Source organism: Microcoleus sp. (assembly GCF_041354475.1).
GTDB lineage: Bacteria > Cyanobacteriota > Cyanobacteriia > Cyanobacteriales > Microcoleaceae > Microcoleus.
In genome coordinates, this window is record NZ_JBGJZU010000010.1 from 1 (window position 1) to 22,111 (window position 22,111).

20 protein-coding genes are annotated in these 22,111 nt (G+C 43.4%); 11 read left to right on the top strand and 9 right to left on the bottom strand.

Features of this window, described 5'->3' with window-relative positions; all coding sequences use genetic code 11:
- From ACBR23_RS05805 to ACBR23_RS05815, 3 genes are all read left to right on the top strand, one after another.
- Window positions 1-186: hypothetical protein (locus tag ACBR23_RS05805; protein ID WP_371125636.1), on the top strand; the 186-nt coding region annotated here is incomplete at its 5' end.
- Window positions 187-273: 87 nt separating this feature from the next.
- Complete coding sequence (locus tag ACBR23_RS05810) at window positions 274-495, top strand: DUF2281 domain-containing protein (protein WP_340551631.1); 222 nt, start codon at window positions 274-276, stop codon at window positions 493-495.
- A gap of 1 nt (window position 496) precedes the next feature.
- The gene (locus ACBR23_RS05815) at window positions 497-877 is read left to right on the top strand and encodes a type II toxin-antitoxin system VapC family toxin (protein ID WP_340542194.1); all 381 of its coding nucleotides are present in this window, start codon (window positions 497-499) and stop codon (window positions 875-877) included.
- Window positions 878-941: 64 nt separating this feature from the next.
- Here the strand turns inward: ACBR23_RS05815 and ACBR23_RS05820 are convergent, their stop codons facing one another.
- The 5 genes from ACBR23_RS05820 to ACBR23_RS05840 all read right to left on the bottom strand — a co-directional run bounded on the left by ACBR23_RS05820 (window position 942) and on the right by ACBR23_RS05840 (window position 5,981).
- Entirely contained in the window at window positions 942-1,277 is a 336-nt protein-coding gene (locus ACBR23_RS05820) for a XisI protein (RefSeq protein ID WP_371114811.1), read from the bottom strand.
- Entirely contained in the window at window positions 1,265-1,681 is a 417-nt protein-coding gene (locus tag ACBR23_RS05825) for a XisH family protein (protein WP_341736395.1), read from the bottom strand. Before ACBR23_RS05825 ends, ACBR23_RS05820 begins: the two co-directional genes overlap by 13 nt.
- Window positions 1,682-1,852: 171 nt before the next feature.
- Window positions 1,853-2,146 (bottom strand): TIGR03792 family protein, encoded by a 294-nt coding sequence (locus tag ACBR23_RS05830; RefSeq protein WP_371114810.1) that lies wholly within the window; start codon window positions 2,144-2,146, stop codon window positions 1,853-1,855.
- Between the two features lie 26 nt (window positions 2,147-2,172).
- Window positions 2,173-4,383, bottom strand: coding sequence for a PAS domain S-box protein (locus ACBR23_RS05835; protein WP_371118771.1), 2,211 nt, complete (start codon window positions 4,381-4,383; stop codon window positions 2,173-2,175).
- A gap of 404 nt (window positions 4,384-4,787) precedes the next feature.
- Entirely contained in the window at window positions 4,788-5,981 is a 1,194-nt protein-coding gene (locus tag ACBR23_RS05840) for an AAA family ATPase (protein WP_341736400.1), read from the bottom strand.
- A 724-nt stretch (window positions 5,982-6,705) separates the two neighbouring features.
- Here ACBR23_RS05840 and ACBR23_RS05845 point away from each other — a divergent pair.
- The 3 genes from ACBR23_RS05845 to ACBR23_RS05855 all read left to right on the top strand — a co-directional run bounded on the left by ACBR23_RS05845 (window position 6,706) and on the right by ACBR23_RS05855 (window position 12,180).
- Entirely contained in the window at window positions 6,706-9,426 is a 2,721-nt protein-coding gene (locus ACBR23_RS05845) for a diguanylate cyclase (RefSeq protein WP_371118772.1), read from the top strand.
- A gap of 508 nt (window positions 9,427-9,934) precedes the next feature.
- Entirely contained in the window at window positions 9,935-11,431 is a 1,497-nt protein-coding gene (locus ACBR23_RS05850) for a tetratricopeptide repeat-containing serine protease family protein (protein WP_371118773.1), read from the top strand.
- Window positions 11,432-11,460: 29 nt separating this feature from the next.
- Window positions 11,461-12,180, top strand: a complete 720-nt coding sequence (locus ACBR23_RS05855) for a hypothetical protein (RefSeq protein ID WP_371114805.1) — start codon at window positions 11,461-11,463, stop codon at window positions 12,178-12,180.
- Between the two features lie 171 nt (window positions 12,181-12,351).
- Here ACBR23_RS05855 and ACBR23_RS05860 read toward each other — a convergent pair whose 3' ends face one another.
- Both ACBR23_RS05860 and ACBR23_RS05865 read right to left on the bottom strand, forming a co-directional pair.
- Window positions 12,352-13,131: a Tat pathway signal protein gene (locus ACBR23_RS05860; RefSeq protein WP_371118774.1), complete on the bottom strand. Its 780-nt coding sequence runs from the start codon at window positions 13,129-13,131 to the stop codon at window positions 12,352-12,354.
- Between the two features lie 3 nt (window positions 13,132-13,134).
- A complete protein-coding gene (locus ACBR23_RS05865) occupies window positions 13,135-13,653 on the bottom strand; it encodes a hypothetical protein (protein WP_371118775.1) in 519 nt (172 codons plus the stop codon).
- A 155-nt stretch (window positions 13,654-13,808) separates the two neighbouring features.
- Here ACBR23_RS05865 and ACBR23_RS05870 point away from each other — a divergent pair, with 155 nt between their 5' ends.
- The 5 genes from ACBR23_RS05870 to ACBR23_RS05890 all read left to right on the top strand — a co-directional run bounded on the left by ACBR23_RS05870 (window position 13,809) and on the right by ACBR23_RS05890 (window position 19,758).
- On the top strand, window positions 13,809-15,419 hold the full coding sequence (locus ACBR23_RS05870; RefSeq protein ID WP_371118776.1) for an ATPase: 1,611 nt from the start codon (window positions 13,809-13,811) through the stop codon (window positions 15,417-15,419).
- A gap of 97 nt (window positions 15,420-15,516) precedes the next feature.
- Entirely contained in the window at window positions 15,517-16,161 is a 645-nt protein-coding gene (locus tag ACBR23_RS05875) for an SMI1/KNR4 family protein (protein WP_371118777.1), read from the top strand.
- A 68-nt stretch (window positions 16,162-16,229) separates the two neighbouring features.
- Window positions 16,230-17,471, top strand: coding sequence for an exonuclease subunit SbcD (gene sbcD, locus ACBR23_RS05880; protein WP_371118778.1), 1,242 nt, complete (start codon window positions 16,230-16,232; stop codon window positions 17,469-17,471).
- A gap of 104 nt (window positions 17,472-17,575) precedes the next feature.
- Window positions 17,576-18,901, top strand: coding sequence for an AAA family ATPase (locus tag ACBR23_RS05885; protein ID WP_371118779.1), 1,326 nt, complete (start codon window positions 17,576-17,578; stop codon window positions 18,899-18,901).
- Complete coding sequence (locus ACBR23_RS05890; protein WP_371118780.1) at window positions 18,898-19,758, top strand: DUF4435 domain-containing protein; 861 nt, start codon at window positions 18,898-18,900, stop codon at window positions 19,756-19,758. Before ACBR23_RS05885 ends, ACBR23_RS05890 begins: the two co-directional genes overlap by 4 nt.
- On the opposite strand, the gene fmt is transcribed toward ACBR23_RS05890, so the two are convergent.
- Window positions 19,748-20,761, bottom strand: a complete 1,014-nt coding sequence (gene fmt, locus ACBR23_RS05895; RefSeq protein ID WP_371118781.1) for a methionyl-tRNA formyltransferase — start codon at window positions 20,759-20,761, stop codon at window positions 19,748-19,750. The two genes, ACBR23_RS05890 and fmt, sit on opposite strands and share 11 nt — an antisense overlap.
- A 275-nt stretch (window positions 20,762-21,036) precedes the next feature.
- Window positions 21,037-21,966 (bottom strand): OmpA family protein, encoded by a 930-nt coding sequence (locus ACBR23_RS05900; RefSeq protein WP_371118782.1) that lies wholly within the window; start codon window positions 21,964-21,966, stop codon window positions 21,037-21,039.
- Window positions 21,967-22,111 lie beyond the last annotated feature (145 nt).

Consider the following 22,111-nt stretch of genomic DNA (forward strand, 5'->3'; position numbering starts at 1 on the left):
ACAATTGAAGATTTGAGTCGCCAAAATATTAAGTTGCAAGATGGTCAATTACTAGCATTTTATGACGAAGAGTTAGAAGTCGATGGCGTGGTGCAATATTCAGAAGAGGAAAATCTTTGGGTTGCAGCAATTGATTGGAAGCAAATTAAGCAGTTAGAAGATATGCTTGTTCAAGCAACAGTCTAGTGCGATCGCCCGTCACAGCAAATACCTTCTGACTGCAATTACAGTATAATGAGGGAACATGATCAGCGTAAAAATTGCACAAAAATCATGACTATCGATCTAGAGATTTTTCAAACAGTCGTCAAGATGCCAGAATCTCTCAAACAAGAGATATTGCATTATGCAAAATATTTACTTGAGAAACACGCAAAAACTGAATCATCTCCAGAACAACTTGAACAACCTCATGGTTATGGTAGTTGGGCCGGTCAAATCGTTATGTCTGATGATTTCGATGAACCGCTGGAAGATTTAAAGGAATATACATAACATGGAGTTTCTTTTAGATACTCATGCCTTTCTGTGGTACTTGCTTGGCGATTCCAATCTCGGTAGTAAAGCAAAAGAAGCGATCGATACTAAAACAGGTTTGTATTTTAGTATTGCCAGCCTGTGGGAAATCTCCATTAAAATTAATGTTGGTAAGCTGCAACTGAATCGGTCATTTGAATATCTGCCGAAAGAATTGGAATACATTAACGTTCAAATTCTACCAATTACATTTGAAGACACTGAGATTTATACAAGTCTTCCACTGCATCACCGAGATCCTTTCGATCGCATTTTGGTAGCACAGACGATGAATCATTCGCTGGTTTTGATTAGTCGTGATGAGGCTTTTGATGCTTATCCAATTCAGCGGGTGTGGTGATGAAGAAGGCAAAAATGTGAGATTAGCGATCGTAAGAATCATCAAAAAAGCATCAACATTAGTTTTAACTCACTGCAAATTCTGTGAACTGACGCATATAAGGTGGATGAAACCCAACCACAATATCCGACTTCGGCACACCTATATCAACCAACTCTTGCCCTAAATCGATTTCTGTTTCATTCTGCTGAATCCAGATTTTGCCATCCTTAATGTCGAGATGTATAGGACAACCGTAAACTCGCTGTTTGTTATCCCAACCGACTCGAACAACTTGATAATGATTGTGTTCTGTGTCAAAAACAACTTGCATCTCCACTTCTCCATAAGAAGGCTTGTATGCAGCATATTTCGTCAGAACTTGTTTGATATAATCCCGATATTTTTCTACTTTTTCCATAAAGATATCACCTCTTGTTCTACATCATAGACCAATAACTTAAACTGGTAATCATCCACAACAGCGATTGCAAATTCACGCTTGAAAAAATCATTATACGCCGTCAAAGGAATTGCCAAAAATAGCTGGCGTTGGGGGTCTTTGAACTTGAGTGCTGTACGGTAATTGATAAATTGTCCAACCGCTAAATGAAAATCTGTTATGGCTGAAGTATTCAAAAAGCTCTTGATTTCTACAGCTATTTTCTCGCCCTGGCGTTCGGCTGCGAGCAGACGTTCCGCCCCCAGATCGATTAACATATCAACTCCACCCACACTGATGGAAAGTGGGTCATCTGTAATCAGCCAACCATCCTTTTCCAAGGCAATCTTCACAACATCATGAAATTTATCCTTTGCTGACATAAAGCCCTGATAACAAACAATTATAATTATAAACGAATCGACTACCTCGAAGCCATCATCGGCATCCGCAAAGGACTTGAAAGCTTCTGAAGACACTGAAATTTATACAAGTCTTCTCTAGTTTATCTCAGAACAGTTCACGTTTACCAGTATCTCGTGACGAATTACTAACTAATGCAAGAACTTACGGACTTGATATTCGCGACTTTCGGCGATCGGCATTTGCAGATCCCCCATTTTCGCATCCAACTCATCGATTAGACTTGGCGGCACCGAGTTCCACAACTCTTTACTTTCCCAGCGAATCAACATCACCACCTCATTCTCCACCGGATCTACCCAAGTTTCCTTACCCAAAAAACCGGGGAAACTTCTTAATGCAGCAGTCCAAACTTCTTCATCTCGCTGCATAAATGCTTCCCACTTTTCGTGAGGCACTTTAAATCTCAGCCACTCGATAACCATAAAAGTTGCCCTTTGTAAATAGCTAATCAACCATTGCCGATCGCAATTTTAACAATTACCTCAGTTCCCCGTCCAGGCTCAGAAACATATTCCAATTTACCACCATGTTTTTCTACTACTAAATGTCGGGATATTGACAAACCCAAACCGGTGCTAGTACCTGGGGGTTTAGTGGTAAATAAAGGGTCAAAGATACAACCGAGGACTTCTTGTGTCATGCCTGGCCCGTTGTCGCTAATCACGATCGCCACTTCGCTTTCCCCTACCATTTCCGTGCGAATCCGAATTTCGGGATTTGGCATTTTACCTGGGGACTCGTGAGCGGATAAATCAGCATGGTTTTTGATTGTACCAGATTTTTCGGCATTTTTTACTCCCGTTTCCACGGCATCGATCGCATTGGTTAACAAGTGCATGAACACTTGGTTTAGATGTCCTGGATAGCAATGGACGCGCGGTAAATTACCGTATTCTTTAATGAGAGAAATCCCGGTTCGTCCGCCTTTAGCTTGGAGGCGATTTTGCAAAATCAGCAGAGTGCTATCCAAGCCCTCATGGATATCTGCCGACTTCATTTCGGCTTCGTCGGTACGGGAAAATAGGCGGAGCGATCGCACGACATCGCGAATTCTTTCCGAACCTACCTGCATAGAATTTAGCAGTTTCACCAAATCTTTTTTGAGAAAATCTAAGTCTAATTCTTCGATGTAATTTTGAATTTCTGGCACTACACTGGGATAATATTTTTGGTAAAGTTCCACCAATTGCAACAGTTCTTCAATGTAGCCTCTAGCGTGGCTGACATTGCCGGAAATAAAACTAACTGGATTGTTAATTTCGTGGGCGACTCCAGCCACCAATTGTCCCAGAGATGACATTTTTTCCGTTTGAATCAATTGAGTTTGAGTGCGCTGCAACACCAACAGCATTTGTTCCAATTTGGATGCTTGTTGTCGCAGGCGTTCCTCAGATTCCTGCAAAGCTGAGAGAGCTTGTTTCCGGTCTGTAATGTCCAATCCTACAAACACAGCCATGCTATTTTTTTGGTATTTTTGAGCAACTATTAAATAGGTTTTGTTTTCTCCTTTAACGCTGGCTGTTACTTCTTCAGATGTGGTTTTATCATCGCTGGCAAAAAACTTGTATACTAAATCGTTAAACTTGGAACTTGTTTCTAAAAAACCTACTTTTTGACCGACAAATATTTCAGCAGGCATTTGGTAAGCAGCAGCTAAATGGCGGTTAACTCCCAAGTACCGCAAATCGGAACTTACCCAAGAAACTAATCCGGGTACGGCATCCAAGACGGCTTGCAGTTGCTCTTTAGCTTCTAAAAGTGCTAATTGTGCTACTTTGCGATCGCAGATGTCGCGGGCGATCGCGCAGTAGTATTCTTCACCGTCGGATTCAAAATAATTGACTTTTACTTCTACGGGCAAACTTTTGCCTTCTTTGGTTTGACACAGGGCTTCAAAAGTCAGACTATTTTGTGCCTTAATTTGACTACAGTGAGTCTGCCAATTTACTAAGGATAACTCGGGATTTATATCGCTAACTTTGAGTTGTTGCATTTCTGACTGAGAGTAGCCGAGATTGCGACAAAGAGCTTCGTTGGCGTAGCATATTTGACCTTCTGAGGTAGCGAACAGGACTAGATCGGGGCAGGTATCGATCGCCAGTTTAGTGATGTGTGCTGGTGTTTCTGGGCGATCGGTTTGGAGATCCGATGGCAAAGGGCGATCGCCATGATCTGAGGAGATGCGATCGGCTAGGGATGAAGTAGATAGAATCAAACCTCCGATCGCCCCGTCGCTATTTTTCCAAGGTTTAAACGCCCATTTGATAGCTTCGGCAGCGGCGCCCGGCCCGGTTTTTTTGGCGATCGATAATGTCGATGGCGCTTCGACAAACTCGGTATATTCTAAAACACCAGCCAACATAGCGCGGATAGTTTGCTGCCAATATTCCGCCAGATGAGGAAACAGTTCCCAATGAGACTTGCCGATGATATGTGGGGCACTTAAGTTACAAGCTGTTTCCCAGGGACGAGAAACAGACAGGTAGCGCATTTCACAGTCTACCATTGCTACGGCGTCAGGGGAATGCTCCACAAACCGCCGAAATTGCTCTTTACTCTCAGACACGGCTGCCTCTGTCAGTTTGTGGGTAACGAAGGTTGGACGATCGGCATACCTTTCCAGTACCTGACTTTTTTGCTTAACTGGCCTAGTTTGCACGGTTGGGGAAGTCCTCCTGATCTGTCTTGTTGGCAAAAAATCAACGCAGAAACCTGGTTTTTCGAGCAAAATACGGCGTTAAGACCTTTAATTCTGTCAAAAAACCCCGGTTTATTTGCTCAGGAGTGGGTAAATCCTGAAAAATTCTTTTTAATACAAAAAATGCTTTGTCCCTGATGAACTCGATCGGGTAATACCCTAGAGGGGTCTCACCCATCAGTGATATCATTTTTGATCTAGATATGTCTATAGGCTAGCGGAAAATTTCGCTTTAAATTATCAAATTCAAGTATTAACAGCCTGTTTGGGAAATGTTTAAGGGTCAGCATTCTAAGTATTATTGCGTATTGCCAGAGGGGCAATTCATGGGTTCGCGCAGATTTATAGAGACTCTGAAATTTAAGTCAGACAAATTTGTACGTAAATTCACAGGTAAAGTCCACTCTTCCTTTCCGTAATATTGCGGGGTCTAGTCTTTCTGTCGTATTGCACGTCATCAAAACTACGAGTTTTTGCTGAAATTGAATACCATGTTCATCTATGACACTTTGATACAAAGTTCCATCCAGCAAACTCAGAATATGTTCCGTTTTATTACTGCGTTGGGCTGAAACAGTCGATCGATCCTGTGCCAAATTATCAGCTTCGTTGATAATAATACAAATCCGCTCTAAATAACTAGGTGGCACAAAATTTTCCACAGCATCGTGGTCTAAGATAAAAATCACATAACCAAGGGGGACTAAAATTTCCTTAGCCACGGCTTGGGTCCAGGCAGTTTTGCCAGTCCCTGGTGCGCCGCTGACCAGAACAGCCAACTGATTTTGGTCAAGAATTGCCTGCTGAACACTATCTGTAAAACTTTGAACATCGGCTGGAAAAGTCCGAATTTGATACTGACTATTCACCTGTCCAACGCGGCTTTTGTATCCACTCAGAATCACTGCTAAATTGTAAGTTGCTTTCCTGACCAGTGGTGCAATGTTTTGGCAAATTAGAGTGTAGCGCCGCTTTCCCCTATCGTAGCTGTCTATTTGTAACCAGCAGGATGCGTCTGTCCAATAAGCATAAACACTACCCAAAACTTCCAAGCGTTCCCAGCTCGTAAATCGTTCCGGGGGATAGGAAAAATTTCTGTCCATAAATACCTGGGTAATGGCATCGGGATTCCCCAGCAAATCCAGAATTTTGAAAATAGTAATTTCTTGAAGTTTGTTGAGAACATATTCGATGGGAATGCTGGCGCGACTGACTAATTGTACCACTGGTGTTTCGGTGGTTAGTACATCTTGGAAGCGATAATTTGGGTAAACTTGCTGGGGAGTAATGTAATCCCAAAATTCGTCAATTTCGTAACGAGTATTTTCGGAAAATACATTTAAGATATTTGCCCACCAACTATATTGATGTCGTCCCATTGCATCGGCAATATCGCTGGCTATATCTAAGGTTTTTTGAGTTAATTCCTTGGGGTCTGTCGCCACTAAGTGTAGGAAGTGTTCCCACTCAAATTGTCGATATAGAGGTTGCCACCCCGCTCCTAGTAAGCCTCGGTTTTGAGGAGTTTTTTGAGTGTAATTGTTGTCGGAATCGTTCATATATATTTGATGGGTGATTATTACTGATGGTTTTTTGGAGCTGTTAATATTTTGAATATCATTGTATATTTTTCTTAACTTATCGTGATTGACTTTTTTATTTAGGCTTCGTTTGTGTATCTAAATTCACAGATATTTTTTCTCAATATGTTAATGTTCTAGTTCCTCAATACTCTGTTATCTAAACCTCAAAAATTGTATTATATGTATAATACAACAAAGATACACCTCTGTCAAGGTGTAGAAAAAAAATGATGAAAATTGCTACCGATAGGAAGATGCGCCATGGATTACTCCAGCAGCATAAATTATTTATCAAGAATCAATACCTCTGTATTGAGTGCGGCAATTACACAAAAAACACCAAAAATCTAAGCAGGCGCTGAGATTGCACAGGGAATAATAACAGTAGGCAACGATGGAGGGGATAGTTATATAATTGATGTGACTCCAGACTAGGGGCGACTAGGGCGTGTTTTCAAACCCGGAGATCCCCCCCAACCCCCCTTAAAAAGGGGGGAGAAAGAAGCTCAAAGTCCCCCTTCTTAAGGGGGATTTAGGGGGATCAGGATCTGATGGATCAGGCAAGAAAACACGCCCTAGGGAGTCCCGTTGAAAATCAAAATCTAGCAAGTATTTCACTCCCAGGCGCGGTAAAAAAAACAGGGGTAATGTCTGTGGGTGTGAGTGAATAAGGTGTTAGCTATCAGGGAAAAAAACAGCAATGAATATCAAAAAGCAGATTCAGGCTCAAACAGAATTCACAAAACAGGATAGAGTCGATCGCGATGGCATTAATATTGCCAAAGGCATAGACTCATCTATTCAAGAATGTTTAGATTTGAAAGTAGCGATCGACCGCTCGGCATTGGCGGTAAGAACAGATGGGAACGGAATTATCAATTACGTGAGCGATCGAGTTTGCTCGATTTCTCAATATCTGCGAAGCGAACTAATCGGTTGTCATTTTGGTATCCTCCATTCGGAAGATCAATCTTCGGCATTAATGAGAAATTTGCGGTCAACGGTGACAAAAAGTGAAGTTTGGCAAGGGGAAATTAAAAATCAAACCAAAGATGGCACTGATTATTGGGTACATGGAGTAATAGTTCCGTTCCTGGATTTTCAAGGAAAACCCTATCAGTATTTAGCGATCGGATTCGACATCACAAACCACAAAACCGAGGAAGCAGAACTAACCCAACTCAACCGCGCCAAAGATGAATTTTTGGGAATCGCTTCCCACGAACTACGATCGCCCCTGAGCGCCATTTTGGGATGGGTGCAACTAGCGCGATCGCGGAAATTAAACGAAGCGACTACCAGTAGGGCTTTGGAAATCATCGAGCGCAACGCTCAGATACAAAACCAGCAAATAGACAATCTCCTAGATCTGTCGCGGCTGCTGCGAGGTCAAGTACGGCTCAATATCGTTCGAGTCCACCTCCCATCAGCGATCGAATCGGCGATCGACATTCTCCGTCCCGCAGCAGATGCCAAAAACATCCAAATAGAAAAATCTTTCGATCCCGCCATCCACTATATTTTGGGAGATGCAGAACGCTTGCAGCAAATAATCTGGAACCTGCTTTCCAACGCGATCAAATTTACCCCGAAATCGGCGGCGGGGGTAGTTCAAATCATGATGGAGTCTGTCCCGTCGGGGGTGCTGATTCAAGTCAGGGATAGGGGTTGCGGGATCGATGCCAAATTGTTGCCCCACATTTTTGACTACTTCCGCCCCGGAGATAACTGGAATAGCAAGGAACAAAACCGTCTGGGTTTGGGGCTGTCGATTGTACGCCAGTTGGTGGAACTCCACGGAGGAACTGTGTGGGCTTCGAGTCCTGGTATTGGTGAGGGGGCGACCTTTGGGGTGCAGCTACCGATTGTCAATCACCAGAATGTACCAGACGATCGCCTTGGTGCGATCGGTAACAGGAAAAATAAAGACTCATTAGTTCCCCAAGCCTTAGCCGGAAAGCAAGTGCTGCTGGTGAAGGATAGCGCCGAGAGCGGGGAATATTTGATTTCTGCCTTAGAAGCCTTGGGAGCAAAGGTAACAGCAGTCCGTAGCGTCCCCGAAGTAATGGCAGAGTTAGCAAAATCATGGTCTGACGTGTTGGTAAGCGATTTGGCGATACCGGAAGCAGAGGGCTGGGATTTGATTCGTCGCGTCAGAGCCCTGGAAATTTCTGAGCGCAGGGAATTGCTACCGGCGGTGGCGCTGACTGCTGGTGTGGCGGAAGATGATGCAACATGGGCTCAGGAAGCGGGTTTTCAGAAACATTTGTCCAAGCCGGTGGAACTCAATCAGTTGGTGGGTGCGATCGTTCAACTGGCGGGACTCAAGGGATTTGGGAACTCCCCCTGGGTGAGGGAAAATGTGACAGCGATCGCGCCGGAATACCTTCTAGCTGGAACTAATAGTTTGCAGTCGCCCAAAAACGCAGCCGAATGTGTCGATGACTGCCGAGAGTTACCGCTGTTACTGGTAGTAGAAGACAACTATTTTCTGCTGGCATACTTGCAAACTTTACTCAATCCTCATTACCGAGTGGCTGTGGCGCGGGACGGAGTAGAAGGTTTAGAAACTGCCAAAATATTGCGACCAAATTTAATTATCAGCGATCAAATAATGCCCCGACAAGACGGGTTGCATTTACTGAAAGAAATTCGGAATACTGCTGAATTGAGTTCTACTCCGGTCATTTTTTTGACAGCTCGCACGGGGATGGAAGCTCGGATTGAAAGTTTGGATGCTGGTGCGGATGATTATATTTCTAAGCCTTTTGATGAAAGAGAATTACTGGCGAGGGTGAGAAATTTGTTGCGATCGCACGCGGCGGAACAGCAGTTGGTAGCGCTCAACCGTCAGTTGCAGGAGCAAAAACAGCAGTTAGAAACGGTGAATGAAGCCTTGCATTATTTAGCAACCTATGACAGTTTAACTCAGGTAAAAAATCGTCGGTGTTTTAATGAATATCTCGATACTGAATGGCGGCGTTTGGCGAGGGAAGAAGCTACGCTGTCTTTGATTATGTGCGATATCGATTATTTCAAGCTTTACAACGATACCTACGGCCACCAAGCGGGGGATGAATGTTTGCGACGAGTGGCTACTGTGCTTCAGCGTTCGGTAAAACGTTCGGCTGATTTAGTGGCGCGTTACGGTGGAGAAGAATTTGTAGTAGTTTTGCCGAATACGGATATTCAAGGTGCTGCTTGCGTGGCGGAATTTATCCGCGAAGAAGTGCGGAATTTGCAGATAGTTCACGCTAAGTCTGCTGTTAGCGAATATGTGACGCTGAGTTTGGGTGTCGCTTGCTGTATTCCCGCACCGATGTCGCAGTCTGGGACGCTGATTGCGATCGCAGATGAGGCACTTTATCGAGCTAAAAAAGCAGGGCGCGATCGGGTATCAGTTGCCTCTTTTCCAGAATAGTCTCTGGTTTTTTGTTGGTTGGGAAACCTGGGCGTAAAAAAGGTGTTTTTACCTATTGATTTTTGGTGTTTTTTGGGTTATATTTTAGATAATGGGAGTGGTGACAAAAATAATTATTTTTGTCACCACTCCCATTATTAGATGATACCTAATTAACTAGGAATTGTCAACCTTTTAAGCTGAAAAAAAAGGGCGATTTTTTTTAATTATTATCAAAAAAAATATCTTGAAGTGAGTTAAGTAGAAATAGAAACAAAAGAAGAGGCGATGGATAGTCAAAGCTAGAGTTGTGGGGAAGCAGAGCCAACTTGAGTGAAGGCGCAAATTAGCTTGTAACCACATAACAAATTATCACGAATTTGTCCTCTAATGTACGAAATGTAAGGAATGTACGGAATGTCAGAAAAAGGGCGATCGCTGGAAAATTCGAGTAGATTGATTTTTCCGACAAGGGATTTTCATATATACTATTCGGAGTATAAAAAATCTTAGTCTTCAGCAATCATCTATGAATAGGGATTATTCGCGGTTTGATTCCCTCACCAGCATCCTAGCAGGAACAGTAACGGTAGCAGGAATAGTTGTTTTTGCAGCAGCACCAGTTTTCGCAAAAACTCCCCAAGAAATTGCCAAATTAGCTGAATCAGTCACCGTTCAAATTAATGGAAAAACAAGTGGAGGGACTGGATTTATTATTGCCAAACAAGGCACGACTTACACTGTACTGACAGCTAACCACGTTGTGGCTGATCGGGATGCCTATACGATTCGCACTTCTACAGGAAAAGACTATCAAGTAACCCGTAGTGTACTATTGCAGAAAGGCCAGAATGCTCCAGATTTAGCAGTCGTAACATTTGACAGTACAGAATCTTATCCTGTTGTAACTTTAGGCGATTCCGCACAAGCTACAGTTGGAACAGAAATTTTTGTGTTTGGCTATCCAGGTGTTCCCGCTAGCAGAAAAGACCAACCCGATCGCAATTTTGAGTTTTCACCAGGCTATGTTACCAGTCGTCTCCCGACTCATTCAGATGGCTATACTTTGCGCTACAATGCTGTTACGAAAGGGGGCATGAGCGGAGGGCCTGTATTTGATACAGAAGGGCGTGTAGTTGGGATTCACGGAGAAGGCGATCGCGATTACGATAGTGTCGCAGATACCCAAAGAAAAGCGATCACAGGTTTAGCCATTACTAAAACAGGATTTAATGCAGCGATTCCTATCAATACTTTTATCGCTAAATTGTCGGATGCAGGATTAAATCGTTCTGCTATTTTGGTGAATACTTCCACCGCGCCTAATGCACCTCTGAAACTGAACAATCCCAATGATGCTAAGACTTATTATGTTCGAGGTTTAACTCGGTTTGACAAGGGAGATTTGTCAGGGGCTGTGGCTGATTTCAACCAAGCGATTCAAACTCAATCGGATTATTCAGAAGCTTATTTTTATCGGGCACTGGCTTATTTTGATTTGAGACAAATGCCCAAAAGTATCGCTGATTATAGCAAGGCGATCGCCCTTAATGCCAGTTATGTTGACGCTTACTACAATCGGGGGCTGGTGTTGTCGGCGATGGGAGATAAACCAGGGGCGATCGCCGATTATACTCAAGTCATCCGCTTGGATAGAAACTTTGCCGCAGCTTACAACAACCGAGGATTGGCGCTTTCGGACTTGGGCGATCAAAAAGGAGCGATCGACGATTTCAATCAAGCGCTGCAAATTAATCCCGGTCGTGCTAACACTTATTTTAACAGAGGATTGGCGCTGTTTCGCATCAATAACGATCGCTCTGCCTTAGCCGATTACACCCAAGCAATTCAACTCAATCCCAGTTATGCCAAGGCTTTTGCTAACCGAGGAATTACGTTAGTGAGAATGGGAGATAGACAAGGGGCGATCGCCGATTTGCAGCAAGCGGCTCGTTTATTTAGGGCTCAAGGAATGAATGCAGATGCTCAAAAAGCATTAGATTTGATTGGTCAATTGCAAAAGTAGTAAACTTGATGATATAATCGACTAATACTATGGCAATTAATGCTGTAGGCGCGGGTTCACCAACAATATTTGAAACAAACATGACAGGCATTGTAGCAATTGGTGAAATCATTAAAAATGGAGTAGTATTCGATATGAAAAATTGGGGAACAGACCTCTCTAACTCCGATAATCTACCAGAAATAATTGACCGATTGTTTACTACATTAGCAGAACGCAACATAGATTATCTGTTAGTAGGTGGCGTAGCATTATTAAGTTACATAGAAGGTCGCAACACCCAAGATATTGATTTGATTCTCTCCTTAGAAGACTTAGCAACATTGCCTGAAATTGCAGTTACGGAGGAAAACCGCGACTTTGCTAGGGGAGTTTATGAGACAGTGCAGATCGATTTATTATTGACTCGCAATTCCTTATTTGAATTAGTAAGAAATAGCTGTGTGGCAAATCGAGAATTCGGAGGTCGTACAGTTCGCTGTGTTACAGTCGAGGGATTAGTATTGCTCAAGTTATTTGCCCTCCCCTCTCTTTACCGACAAGGTAATTTTTCACGGGTGAGTATTTATGAAAATGATATTACCCTTCTCCTGCTCAACTACTCGGTTGAGTTAGACCCAATTTTGCAAGAGCTCACCAGACATTTAATTCCCACAGATATGCAGGAAATTCGAGGGATGGTTTCCGATATTCAAAGTCGCATTCAACGGTTTTCGTCACAGCGAAATAAGTTACAGGATGAGCAGTAAAAATCAGAAGTTGACAGATATAAAAACAGGACACAGCACTGCTGTGTCCCTACTGAATATCCGTATGACGGTCGGCATTTCAGTCCTTTTCAAAGGACTTTCGCTATGAGACGGGGGTTTAAACCCCCGTCGGACCCGACAACAAACGCGAGAATTAATATTACTCTTCCCCTAAAACCTCACCGTCACCAAAATCACCCGCCGAGGCTGATCTTCCGCTTCAATAGTATACTCAACACGCCCAAAACCCTTCGGCCCCGGTTCAACTAAATCGTAGCGAGATGTCACCGTACCCGCGGCTGTATCGTATTGAGCAAAAACAGCACCTGGATTCCTCCCAGCAGACGCATCCGCATCCCCTCCCCAAGAGCTCGTATCATCTATTCGCGATCGAGTTGGCAATACAGAAGCCGCGATTTCTGGAGGTGTTAATCTTTGATCGGCCAAGACTCTTTGAGCATTATGAATAGCGCACATTGTCGGCCCGGAAATTTTGGCATCGCTGTATTGATCTTCCCACTTTTGGACAAACCCAAAACCAACATTCGGACCGACTTGCTCCTGTCTTTGCCGCCCCCACAGCCGACTGGTATCTGATGCAAAATTAGAACCGCTGCCAGTTACCGCTAATTCGGTTCTTTTGCTGGTAAAATTGCGGTTAACAAATTCTTTGTCTGCGGTGCGAATGGCATTAGCGGCTGCTGATTCTATTTTATTGCTAACATTAGTATTGCCTTGTAATATTGGTGTTAGAACACCGGGAAGGGGCTGTGCTCCACAATATTTTTGAATACCGTTAAAAACGCGATCGGCTGATAAAGCACTAATCGGAAATTCTAGGGAATAAGCTTCGGCGGGTTTGGGGAAAAAGATGCCGGATGTGGCGGAAGCAGCAAAAGAAGCGCCACCCCAGATGACGATACGATTAAATTGACGGCGGCTAATACTCATAATTTATCGACTCCCTGGAGAGCTTCCGCCTGGTATAATGTGGAATGAGAAAAAGTAGTAGGGTGTAATACTTTCACTACAATTTGTTGCTCTGGAACAAGTGATATCAATAGCTAGACTTTTACCATTACTAACATCTACCAGCATCGTATTGACCCTTCCCTCCTTTCCTACTTGGGAAGCTACTTGATTTCCATCTACGTAAACGTCTATTTTGGGGGGTGGAATGTTATCGTTATCACTAACTCCATACTCCAATCGGAGAGAGAGGCGACCGCCTGGAAGTTTACAAGTGAAACCGGTAGGTGTCGTCTCTAAAATACTGGTATATAGTTCTCTACCTATGGAAATATCTTTACTCCTGATGCGACTAACCTGATAATTAGGCCATCTGCCAACACAGCTTAGGTCGAATATATGAATTCGACGCTGGGCCTGTGCCACTTGTGCGCCAACTGTCGCTAGAGTAAAAGACAACACCCCAGCCGACAACAAACCGCTGAGCCACCGATCGCGCTTCATATAAAATATCCTCTCAACACCTTAATCAATTAATATAAAGGATGAGCTGTGTAGGAAAAATCCTGACTTTAGATAAATGACAAAATAAAAAATGTCACACTTGTACGAAATGTCAGGTATAATGAATGGCGTAAACTCCAGCTTCTCCCTAATCTATGGATATTGCCGAAGTTTTGACACTGGCAGATGAGCTAATTTTTGCTAAGACGGGAAAGCATTTAGATTACGTGCAAGAAGCTATTCTGCGGGGAACATTAGAAGACGCAACTTATACGCAAATTGCTCAAGAAGTTTACTCAAGTCCAAGTCATGTCAGAAATGTCGGATCGGACCTTTGGAAAACACTTTCTAAGGCATTGAAAAAAAATATTACTAAAAACAATTTTAGGGCCGTATTAGAAAAGGGTATAGTTTATAATTATCAATCAGCAATTGTTGAAAATATAACAGGCGAGAGTATAACAGTTAATAATAAGCTTAATGTTTGTCATGAAAAAGTGCGATCGCCCAAAACGCCCCAAAACCCCGAACCAACTACAAAACAGCCCCGCATCGACTTAGGCGACGCACCAGAAATCTCCACATTTTTCGATCGCACATCCGAACTCACCACCCTCGAAAACTGGATTTTAAGCCACACCCGCCTCATCACCATCCTCGGCTTATCCGGTATTGGCAAAACCGCCCTCACACTCCAACTAATCCCACAAATTCAACACGAATTCGACTGCATCATCTGGCGAAGCCTCCACAACGCGCCACCCCTCGCATCACTCCAAACCGACTTAATTAAATTCCTATCGCAGCAGCAAGAAACTAACCCCCCCAACCCCCCCTTATCAAGGGGGGGCGAAGAGATTCAGCCTGCTTCTCCCAGGGGTGGCGAAGAGATTCAACCTCTTTCTCTTTCTCCCCCCCTTAGCAAGGGGGGGCTGGGGGGGGTAATAGACTATAGCGGCCAAGAGACTCAACCTCTTTCTCCCCCCCTTAGCAAGGGGGGGCTGGGGGGGGTAATAGACTATAGCGGCCAAGAGACTCAACCTCTTTCTCCCCCCCTTAGCAAGGGGGGGCTGGGGGGGGTAATCCACCATTTACGATCGCACCGCTGTCTCATCATCCTCGATGACGTCCAAACAATCTTCAGCAGCCAACAACTAGCAGGAAACTACAAACCGGGCTATGAAAACTACGGCCCATTCTTCAAACAAATAGCAGAATCATCCCACAACAGTTGCATAATCTTGCTCATTTGGGAAAAACCCAGAGAAATTGCAGCCTTAGAAAGCCATCCGAAAAATTGTCAAACATTGCAACTCAATGGTTTAGGCGAAGCAGCGCGAGAAATCTTCACAAAAAAAGGCTTAGCCGAATCAGAAAAATGGTCAGAATTGATTGAGCTTTACCAAGGCAATCCGTTGTGGTTAAATATAGTAGCTGCTGGAATTCAAGACTTATTTAGCGGCAATGTTACTGAATTTTTATCCTATAATAGCCTAGTTTTAGGAGACTTAGAATACTTATTAGACCAACATTTTCAGCGGTTGTCAGAGACGGAAAAACAAGTATTGTCCTGGTTGGCAAATCAAAACAAACCAGTCGAAATCTCCAAAAAGCCAGCCCTGCTCGAATTATCGCCGTCAGAATTTCTAAAAGCCGTGGAATCCTTGAGGCGGAGGTTGTTAATCGAAAAAGTCCAAAAAGGCGATCGCACCCTCTTCCAACTGCAACCAGCCATCGCAGAATACATAAAAGAGCGCATCAAATAACCGCCCTTAGTTGAGAATTTGGGAGTTTTCACAGCAACCTGGTTTTGGGGATTTTGCTATAATTTGTATCATGTAACTTAAATGCCGATGAGCTTATATGGACAACCACTTGCGGCCCCAAACTCCTCTCGTCAGCACCTTTGTACAAACCTTAGAAAATTACTATCCCGATGCGCTAAGTTTACTCAATCCCGGTGTAGCAGAAACAGAAATCGAATTATTCAAAAATCGTTACAAACGGGAACTTCCTCAAACATTCTACGATTTTTACCGCTGTTGTAATGGTTCAGCCTATGAAAGTTTAGAGGATAATTGGCTGTTTCCTTTCGAGCATGGTAGGAGTCTTTTACCTTTAGAATGTATTGCGAAGGAGAAAGATTTTTGGGATGGGGAAAGCAAAGTTAATTTCTCGGAATGGAAACCAGGGGAATATTGGAATGAAGCATGGATTCCGTTTATGAAAGTAGATAGTTGGTGGCTGCGGGTTGTGGATACTGAAGGCTGTTTCGGCGGTATTCCCGGACAAATCATCAGTTTTGACTACAAGAGTTATCCGTTTAGAAGTATTGAATATGATTCCTTTGACAAGTGGCTGGAAACTGTGATTGCGAAAATTGAGTCTGGGTTTTTGTTTAAAGAGTTTCATGAAATCGGGTTGGAGGAGGATAAGGCAATATTTGCGATGGAAAAACGGATCAATCCCCAGCGCCGCAGTATTGAATTAGAACCCAACAAAGTGTAAAATTAAGATTGAGTTCATAGTTGCACTTTGAATCACGACTAAGCTAACAACCAATCACCAATAACAAAATGATTAAAATTTTACATCTTTCAGATATCCACATGGGAAGTGGCTTTTCTCACGGGCGCGTCAATCCCGAAACAGGTTTAAATACACGCTTGGAAGACTTCGCCAATAGCCTGAGTAAATGTATGGATAGAGCGATTTCTGAACCGGTAGATTTAGTCATATTCGGCGGGGATGCTTTCCCCGATTCCACGCCACCACCGTTTGTCAAAGAGGCTTTTGCGCGTCAATTTAGCCGCTTGGTGGATGCGCAAATTCCGACGGTTTTGCTAGTGGGAAATCACGATCAACATTCCCAGGGACAAGGTGGCGCGAGTTTGGGAATTTATCGGACTTTGGGTATACCTAAGTTTATTGTAGGCGATCGCCTGGATACTCACCGCATCGAAACCCGCAACGGCCCGGTACAGGTGGTAACATTACCTTGGTTGACGCGATCGACTTTAATGACAAAATCAGAAACCGAAAACCTTTCCGTGGGAGATGTTAACCAATTATTAACCGAAAAACTGACGATCGCCCTAGAAGGAGAAATTCGCCGTCTCGATCCAAACATCCCCACTGTACTTTTAGCACACTTAATGGCAGATAAAGCCAGTTTGGGTGCAGAGCGTTTTTTAGCAGTGGGAAAAGGCTTTAATATTCCCGTCTCCATGTTAACTCGTCCGTGTTTCGATTATGTGGCTCTCGGCCACGTTCACAAACACCAAAATCTGAATGCTTCTAACAATCCGCCCGTGGTTTATCCGGGAAGTATCGAACGAGTTGATTTTAGTGAAGAGAAAGAAGACAAGGGTTTTGTGCTAGTTAATTTGCAACGGGGCCAAGCTGAGTGGGAATTTTGCGCTTTACCTGTGCGAAAATTTCAGACTATTAAGGTGAATGTGGCTGAAGCGGAAAACCCGCAAACTGAGTTGGTGAAAGCGATTGGGAAGAAAGAGATATCAGACGCGGTGGTGAGATTGATCTACCAATTGCGATCGGAACAATTAGACTTAATTGATAATGCAGAATTGCACGCACTTTTGGGCGCAGCGCACAGCTATACAATTCAACCGGAATTAATCAGTCAGTTAGCAAGGCCGCGGTTGCCCGAATTGAATGCTAACAATAGTATAGACCCATTGGATGCTTTGAAAACTTATTTGGCAAGTCGTGAAGATTTGAAAGATGTGGCGGAGAATATGTTGGAGGCGGCCCAGGGTTTGTTGGGTGGGAAAGAGGAAGTTGTGGCAGAATTTTAGGTATGGGAATTATTTAACCGCAGAGAACGCAGAGAACACAGAGGAAGAGAAGAGAGATAGGAATAATTTCAATACTAACTGATTTGATATAACTAGAGGGAAAAATGAGAATCAATAAGATTTCTGTCACCAAACTTTTTGGAGTTTTCAACCATCCGGTTTCCTTGAACAGGGAAGATAGAATCACGATTATTCACAGTCCGAATGGATTTGGCAAAACAGCATTACTCAGGCTCATTAATGGATTTTTTAATTCACGTTACTCAGAACTTCGGACTATTCCATTTGCAGAATTTAGAATAGACTTTGATGATGGCAGTCAAGTGCAAGTAACTAAATCTATCGATCAAACCAATGAAAATAAAAAAGACGAAGAATTAACGTTTCATTTTAATCGCCCTGGTGCAGAAGTAGAGATATTCTCACCAGATTTGTTAACGCATCCAGGAGTAAAACTGGATTTCCATTTAAGTGCTACAGAGGACGAAGTAAATTCAGTAATTCAATTAGGGGATAAAAATACAATTACGCAATTATTCCCAAGACAAAATATTGCCATGTCCTTTATTGAAGATTTTACAAATTTAGCAAGGAGGCTTAAGCAAGAACCAAAGTGGCTGTCAGAATTAAAAAGCTCGATAGACATTCATTTTATCGAAACTCAGCGTTTGTTAACTCCCTCAAGTGTTCCTGAAGCAGCGGTAGACACGAAACACCCCTCAATGATTCCATCGGTTAGTATATATTCCCAGGAACTTGCAGAAGAGATTGAAGCAAAGCTGGCTGAATATGGTGCATTGTCTCAATCCCTTGAAAGAACCTTTCCCGCAAGAATTTTCAACAAAAAAGCACCCTCTAACCTAACAGAAGAAACACTTCGCGACAAATTAAATAAAATTGAGGAAAAGCGTTATCGTCTCATAGAAATTGGTCTTTTGGATAAAGACGAAAATCCTGATTTTCAAATCGAACAACATATTGATAATACCACCAAAAACATTTTGTCGGTGTATGTTGAAGATGTAGAACAAAAACTCATGGTTTTTAAGGAACTCGCTACTAAAATAGAACTTTTTACAAGAATTATTAAACAGCGATTTCTCTATAAAAATATGAGCATCAGTAAAGAGAAAGGTTTTACCTTTACAACGGCGGGTGGTAAGCCTTTGTCGCCGACAGACTTATCTTTCGGAGAACAGCATGAACTGGTAATGGTTTACGAGTTATTATTCAAAGTTAAACCTAACTCGCTGGTTCTCATTGACGAACCAGAAATTTCGCTGCATATAGCATGGGAAATCGAGTTTCTCAAAGATTTGCAAGCAATTATTAAGCTGGCAAACTTTGATGTTTTATTAGCAACTCATTCTCCAAGCATTATAGACGATCGCTGGGATTTGACAGTGGAATTAGCAAGACCAGTTGAATGAAAGAACATATTAACCCTAGCTACATTGCCAACCAAATTCGCCTGCTGAGAAATCAACCTAAATTCACTGAACATTCTTTTCTAATTGCTGAGGGAGATACAGATGCGCGGGTATGGAAAAACTTGGTAGACTCAACAAAGTGTCGTGTGGAAATTGCCCATAACAAGGATAATGCTGTGAAAGTGCTCAATATCCTTGAAAGAGATAACTTTGCTGGTGTCTTGGGTGTGGTTGATGCTGATTTTGATATATTAGAAGGAACTGTTCCACTCAGTCCGAACTTGCTATTCACAGATACTCACGATTTGGAAACTATGCTGCTGAAGTCGCCAGCACTTGAAAAGGTGCTTTTGGAACACGGATCGGAAGCAAAAATCAAGAGTTTTGGTAAAGATGTTCGCCAGACTTTATTGGAAAGTGCCAGGATTATCGGTTATTTGCGATGGGCTTCGCTGAAGTTTGATTATTGTTTAAGATTTGAAGATTTAGCTTTTAATAAGTTTATAAATAAGGAAACATTGGCATTAAATGAATCCGACTTGATGAAAGCCGTGAAAAATAACTCTCAACAACCGGGACTTAATGAGACAGAAGTTAAAACAAAGATGGATAGCTTAAAAACAAATGCTCACGATATGTGGTATATTTGTTGTGGTCACGATATGATTGCTATTTTGTCGATCGCACTTTGTAAAGCATTAGGTTCCTGTAACTCAAAGCAGGTTGAACCTAATGTACTAGAAATAAATTTAAGGCTAGCCTATGAGTCTGGTCATTTCCGGCTGACAAAACTTTATATAGCGATTCAGACATGGGAACAAACGAATCAACCGTTTCAGGTTCTATCTAACCCGTAACTTCCACACCACCAAAAATCTCCCCCACAACCAATCGAGTTCCATTGGCAAAATCTACCCCAGACTGCACTTTTTTACCCGCTAACTGCACCTCCCGCAATAATAATAAACCATTGCCAGTTTGGACGATCGCCCCTAAGCCCTTCACAACCTTCACAACCGCCCCATTCTCCCCCGACAACTCCGACAAAACAGCCCATTCCCGTTCCAAAACCCTCAACTCTGGCGGTAATTGCAGCCAATATTCCGGCCCGACTGGGGCTGTAGCCATCACCTTCAGGGAATTACCGCGAAAAGTCGTCGTACAATCGGGGTAAAAACCCCTAACTTGATTGTGAAGCGCGATCGCACTTTTCGACCAATCCAACACAAAATCAGCACCCTTAATCATGGGGGCATAAGTCGCTTCTGCCTCATTTTGAGGAATAGCTTCTATTTTCCCATCCCTGAATTTAACCAAAGTTTCCACCAACAAATCCGCCCCAATTTCTGACAGCCTATCTCCTAAAGAATCAGCATTATCCAACAGCGTAATTCCCGCAAAATCCTTCAACAACATCGCCCCAGTATCCATCCCCGCATCCATCAACATCGTAGTAATTCCAGTTTCCTTTTCTCCCTCATAAAGACAGCGCTGAATCGGTGCCGCCCCGCGATACTTCGGTAAAATTGAACCATGAACGTTGACACAAGCTATATTAGGAATATCCAGTATTTCTTGAGACAGAATCTGACCATAAGCTACCACTACAAACACATCAGCTTCCGCTGCCCGCAGTTGGGCAATTGTTTCGGCATCTTTCTTGATTCGCGAGGGCTGCAAAACCGGGAGACTGTGATTTAAAGCCGCCATTTTGACTGGTGAAGGCATCAATTGATTGCCTCTTCCCCGACGCTTGTCCGGCTGAGTGACAACAGCTACCACCTCGAATTCGGGATGACTTAGCAGGCTGGATAAAGTAGGAACCGCAAATTCTGGAGTGCCAAAAAAGATAATTTTCATATAAATTTGTAATTTGTAATTTGTAATTTGTAATTTGTAAATGACTACTGACTAATGACTACTGACTAATGACTAATGACTAATGACTACTGACTACTGACTACTGACTACTGACTACTGACTAATGACTAATGACTACTGACTAATGACTACTGACTACTGACTAATGACTACTGACTACTGACTACTGACTACTGACTACTGACTACTGACTAATGACTACTGACTACTGACTAATGACTACTGACTAATGACTACTGACTAATGACTACTGACTACTGACTAATTGCTACTTCAATGCGGCGATTGCGCTGCCGATTGGCATCGGAACCATTATCCACCGAAGGGCGACTGTCTCCATAGCCGATCGCCACCCAATGATACTTCTCCCCAAGCACATTAGACAAATAGTTCGCCACCGCCTGAGCTCGCGCAAAAGACAAATTGCGATTATCCACCGCTTCCCCCACATTATCAGTGTGTCCAGAAACCTGCACCGTCGCCCCCTGGTAATTGCGCAAATCCGCCACCAAATTATCTAAAATCGCATTGGTTCCCACGCGCAAGGAAATACTGCCAGTATCAAACAAAACATCGCTAGGCAATGTCACCATCAGCGCTTCCCCTGCAAACACGGGATGATTATCGCTTGGTTGCGCCTCCGTCACAGGCTGTGGAGTTGCAGTCGCGCCAATGGCGGGTAAAGCCGGAGTAGGCGTTGAGGCTGTTTCCGGTGATGCTAATTCCCGTGACATCAACTGCAATCGCTTTTCCAAGGTTTCTGTTGGGCGACTGGTACCCAACTGGCTTTCCAAAGCAGCCGTGCGCCCGATGAGGGCGTTCAACTCTCCCTGTAACTGTCTCAAATCTGACTGCAACTTCTGTTTGGCGGCGGGATTGAGTTGCGACTGCGGGCTCGGCGTAGTGGTTGGTGTTGGTAGCACCGGAATTTGCTTGGCTCGTGGGCGTTTCGCACCGGGGGTCAAATTTTGAGTTAGACGCAGGAATCTCTCGGCTAGGGGCATTTCCGTGGCGCTAGATGGGTAAATTTGGGCGATCGACATTCCCAAAACCCAGGCAAAACCGCTGCCTACCCCCAGCAGTAACAGTCGAAAAATCAGCGATAGTACGAAAACACCTTTCCCCCGCGACTTGGGGACGCGAGTTGGGGGAATTGAAGGTTTTTGATTAAAAGATGCCGTCATGGCTCCTCCCTCTCGGTACACTTACCATATCAATTTCGATACTATCATTCGATTTTAGGTTTGAGATTGGAGATTGGAGATGAAACATAAACAATCATTCCTGTGGAGTAGACATCCTGGATACCCTTGACAGCCTTTTTGCCCG

Coding starts and splice junctions, on each gene's coding strand:
- ACBR23_RS05810 (WP_340551631.1), top strand. CDS start 274: ATGACTATCGATCTAGAGATTTTTCAAACAGTCGTCAAGATGCCAGAA.
- ACBR23_RS05815 (WP_340542194.1), top strand. CDS start 497: ATGGAGTTTCTTTTAGATACTCATGCCTTTCTGTGGTACTTGCTTGGC.
- ACBR23_RS05820 (WP_371114811.1), bottom strand. CDS start 1,277: ATGGAAAAAGTAGAAAAATATCGGGATTATATCAAACAAGTTCTGACG.
- ACBR23_RS05825 (WP_341736395.1), bottom strand. CDS start 1,681: ATGTCAGCAAAGGATAAATTTCATGATGTTGTGAAGATTGCCTTGGAA.
- ACBR23_RS05830 (WP_371114810.1), bottom strand. CDS start 2,146: ATGGTTATCGAGTGGCTGAGATTTAAAGTGCCTCACGAAAAGTGGGAA.
- ACBR23_RS05840 (WP_341736400.1), bottom strand. CDS start 5,981: ATGAACGATTCCGACAACAATTACACTCAAAAAACTCCTCAAAACCGA.
- ACBR23_RS05845 (WP_371118772.1), top strand. CDS start 6,706: ATGAATATCAAAAAGCAGATTCAGGCTCAAACAGAATTCACAAAACAG.
- ACBR23_RS05850 (WP_371118773.1), top strand. CDS start 9,935: ATGAATAGGGATTATTCGCGGTTTGATTCCCTCACCAGCATCCTAGCA.
- ACBR23_RS05855 (WP_371114805.1), top strand. CDS start 11,461: ATGGCAATTAATGCTGTAGGCGCGGGTTCACCAACAATATTTGAAACA.
- ACBR23_RS05860 (WP_371118774.1), bottom strand. CDS start 13,131: ATGAGTATTAGCCGCCGTCAATTTAATCGTATCGTCATCTGGGGTGGC.
- ACBR23_RS05865 (WP_371118775.1), bottom strand. CDS start 13,653: ATGAAGCGCGATCGGTGGCTCAGCGGTTTGTTGTCGGCTGGGGTGTTG.
- ACBR23_RS05870 (WP_371118776.1), top strand. CDS start 13,809: ATGGATATTGCCGAAGTTTTGACACTGGCAGATGAGCTAATTTTTGCT.
- ACBR23_RS05875 (WP_371118777.1), top strand. CDS start 15,517: ATGGACAACCACTTGCGGCCCCAAACTCCTCTCGTCAGCACCTTTGTA.
- sbcD (WP_371118778.1), top strand. CDS start 16,230: ATGATTAAAATTTTACATCTTTCAGATATCCACATGGGAAGTGGCTTT.
- ACBR23_RS05885 (WP_371118779.1), top strand. CDS start 17,576: ATGAGAATCAATAAGATTTCTGTCACCAAACTTTTTGGAGTTTTCAAC.
- ACBR23_RS05890 (WP_371118780.1), top strand. CDS start 18,898: ATGAAAGAACATATTAACCCTAGCTACATTGCCAACCAAATTCGCCTG.
- fmt (WP_371118781.1), bottom strand. CDS start 20,761: ATGAAAATTATCTTTTTTGGCACTCCAGAATTTGCGGTTCCTACTTTA.
- ACBR23_RS05900 (WP_371118782.1), bottom strand. CDS start 21,966: ATGACGGCATCTTTTAATCAAAAACCTTCAATTCCCCCAACTCGCGTC.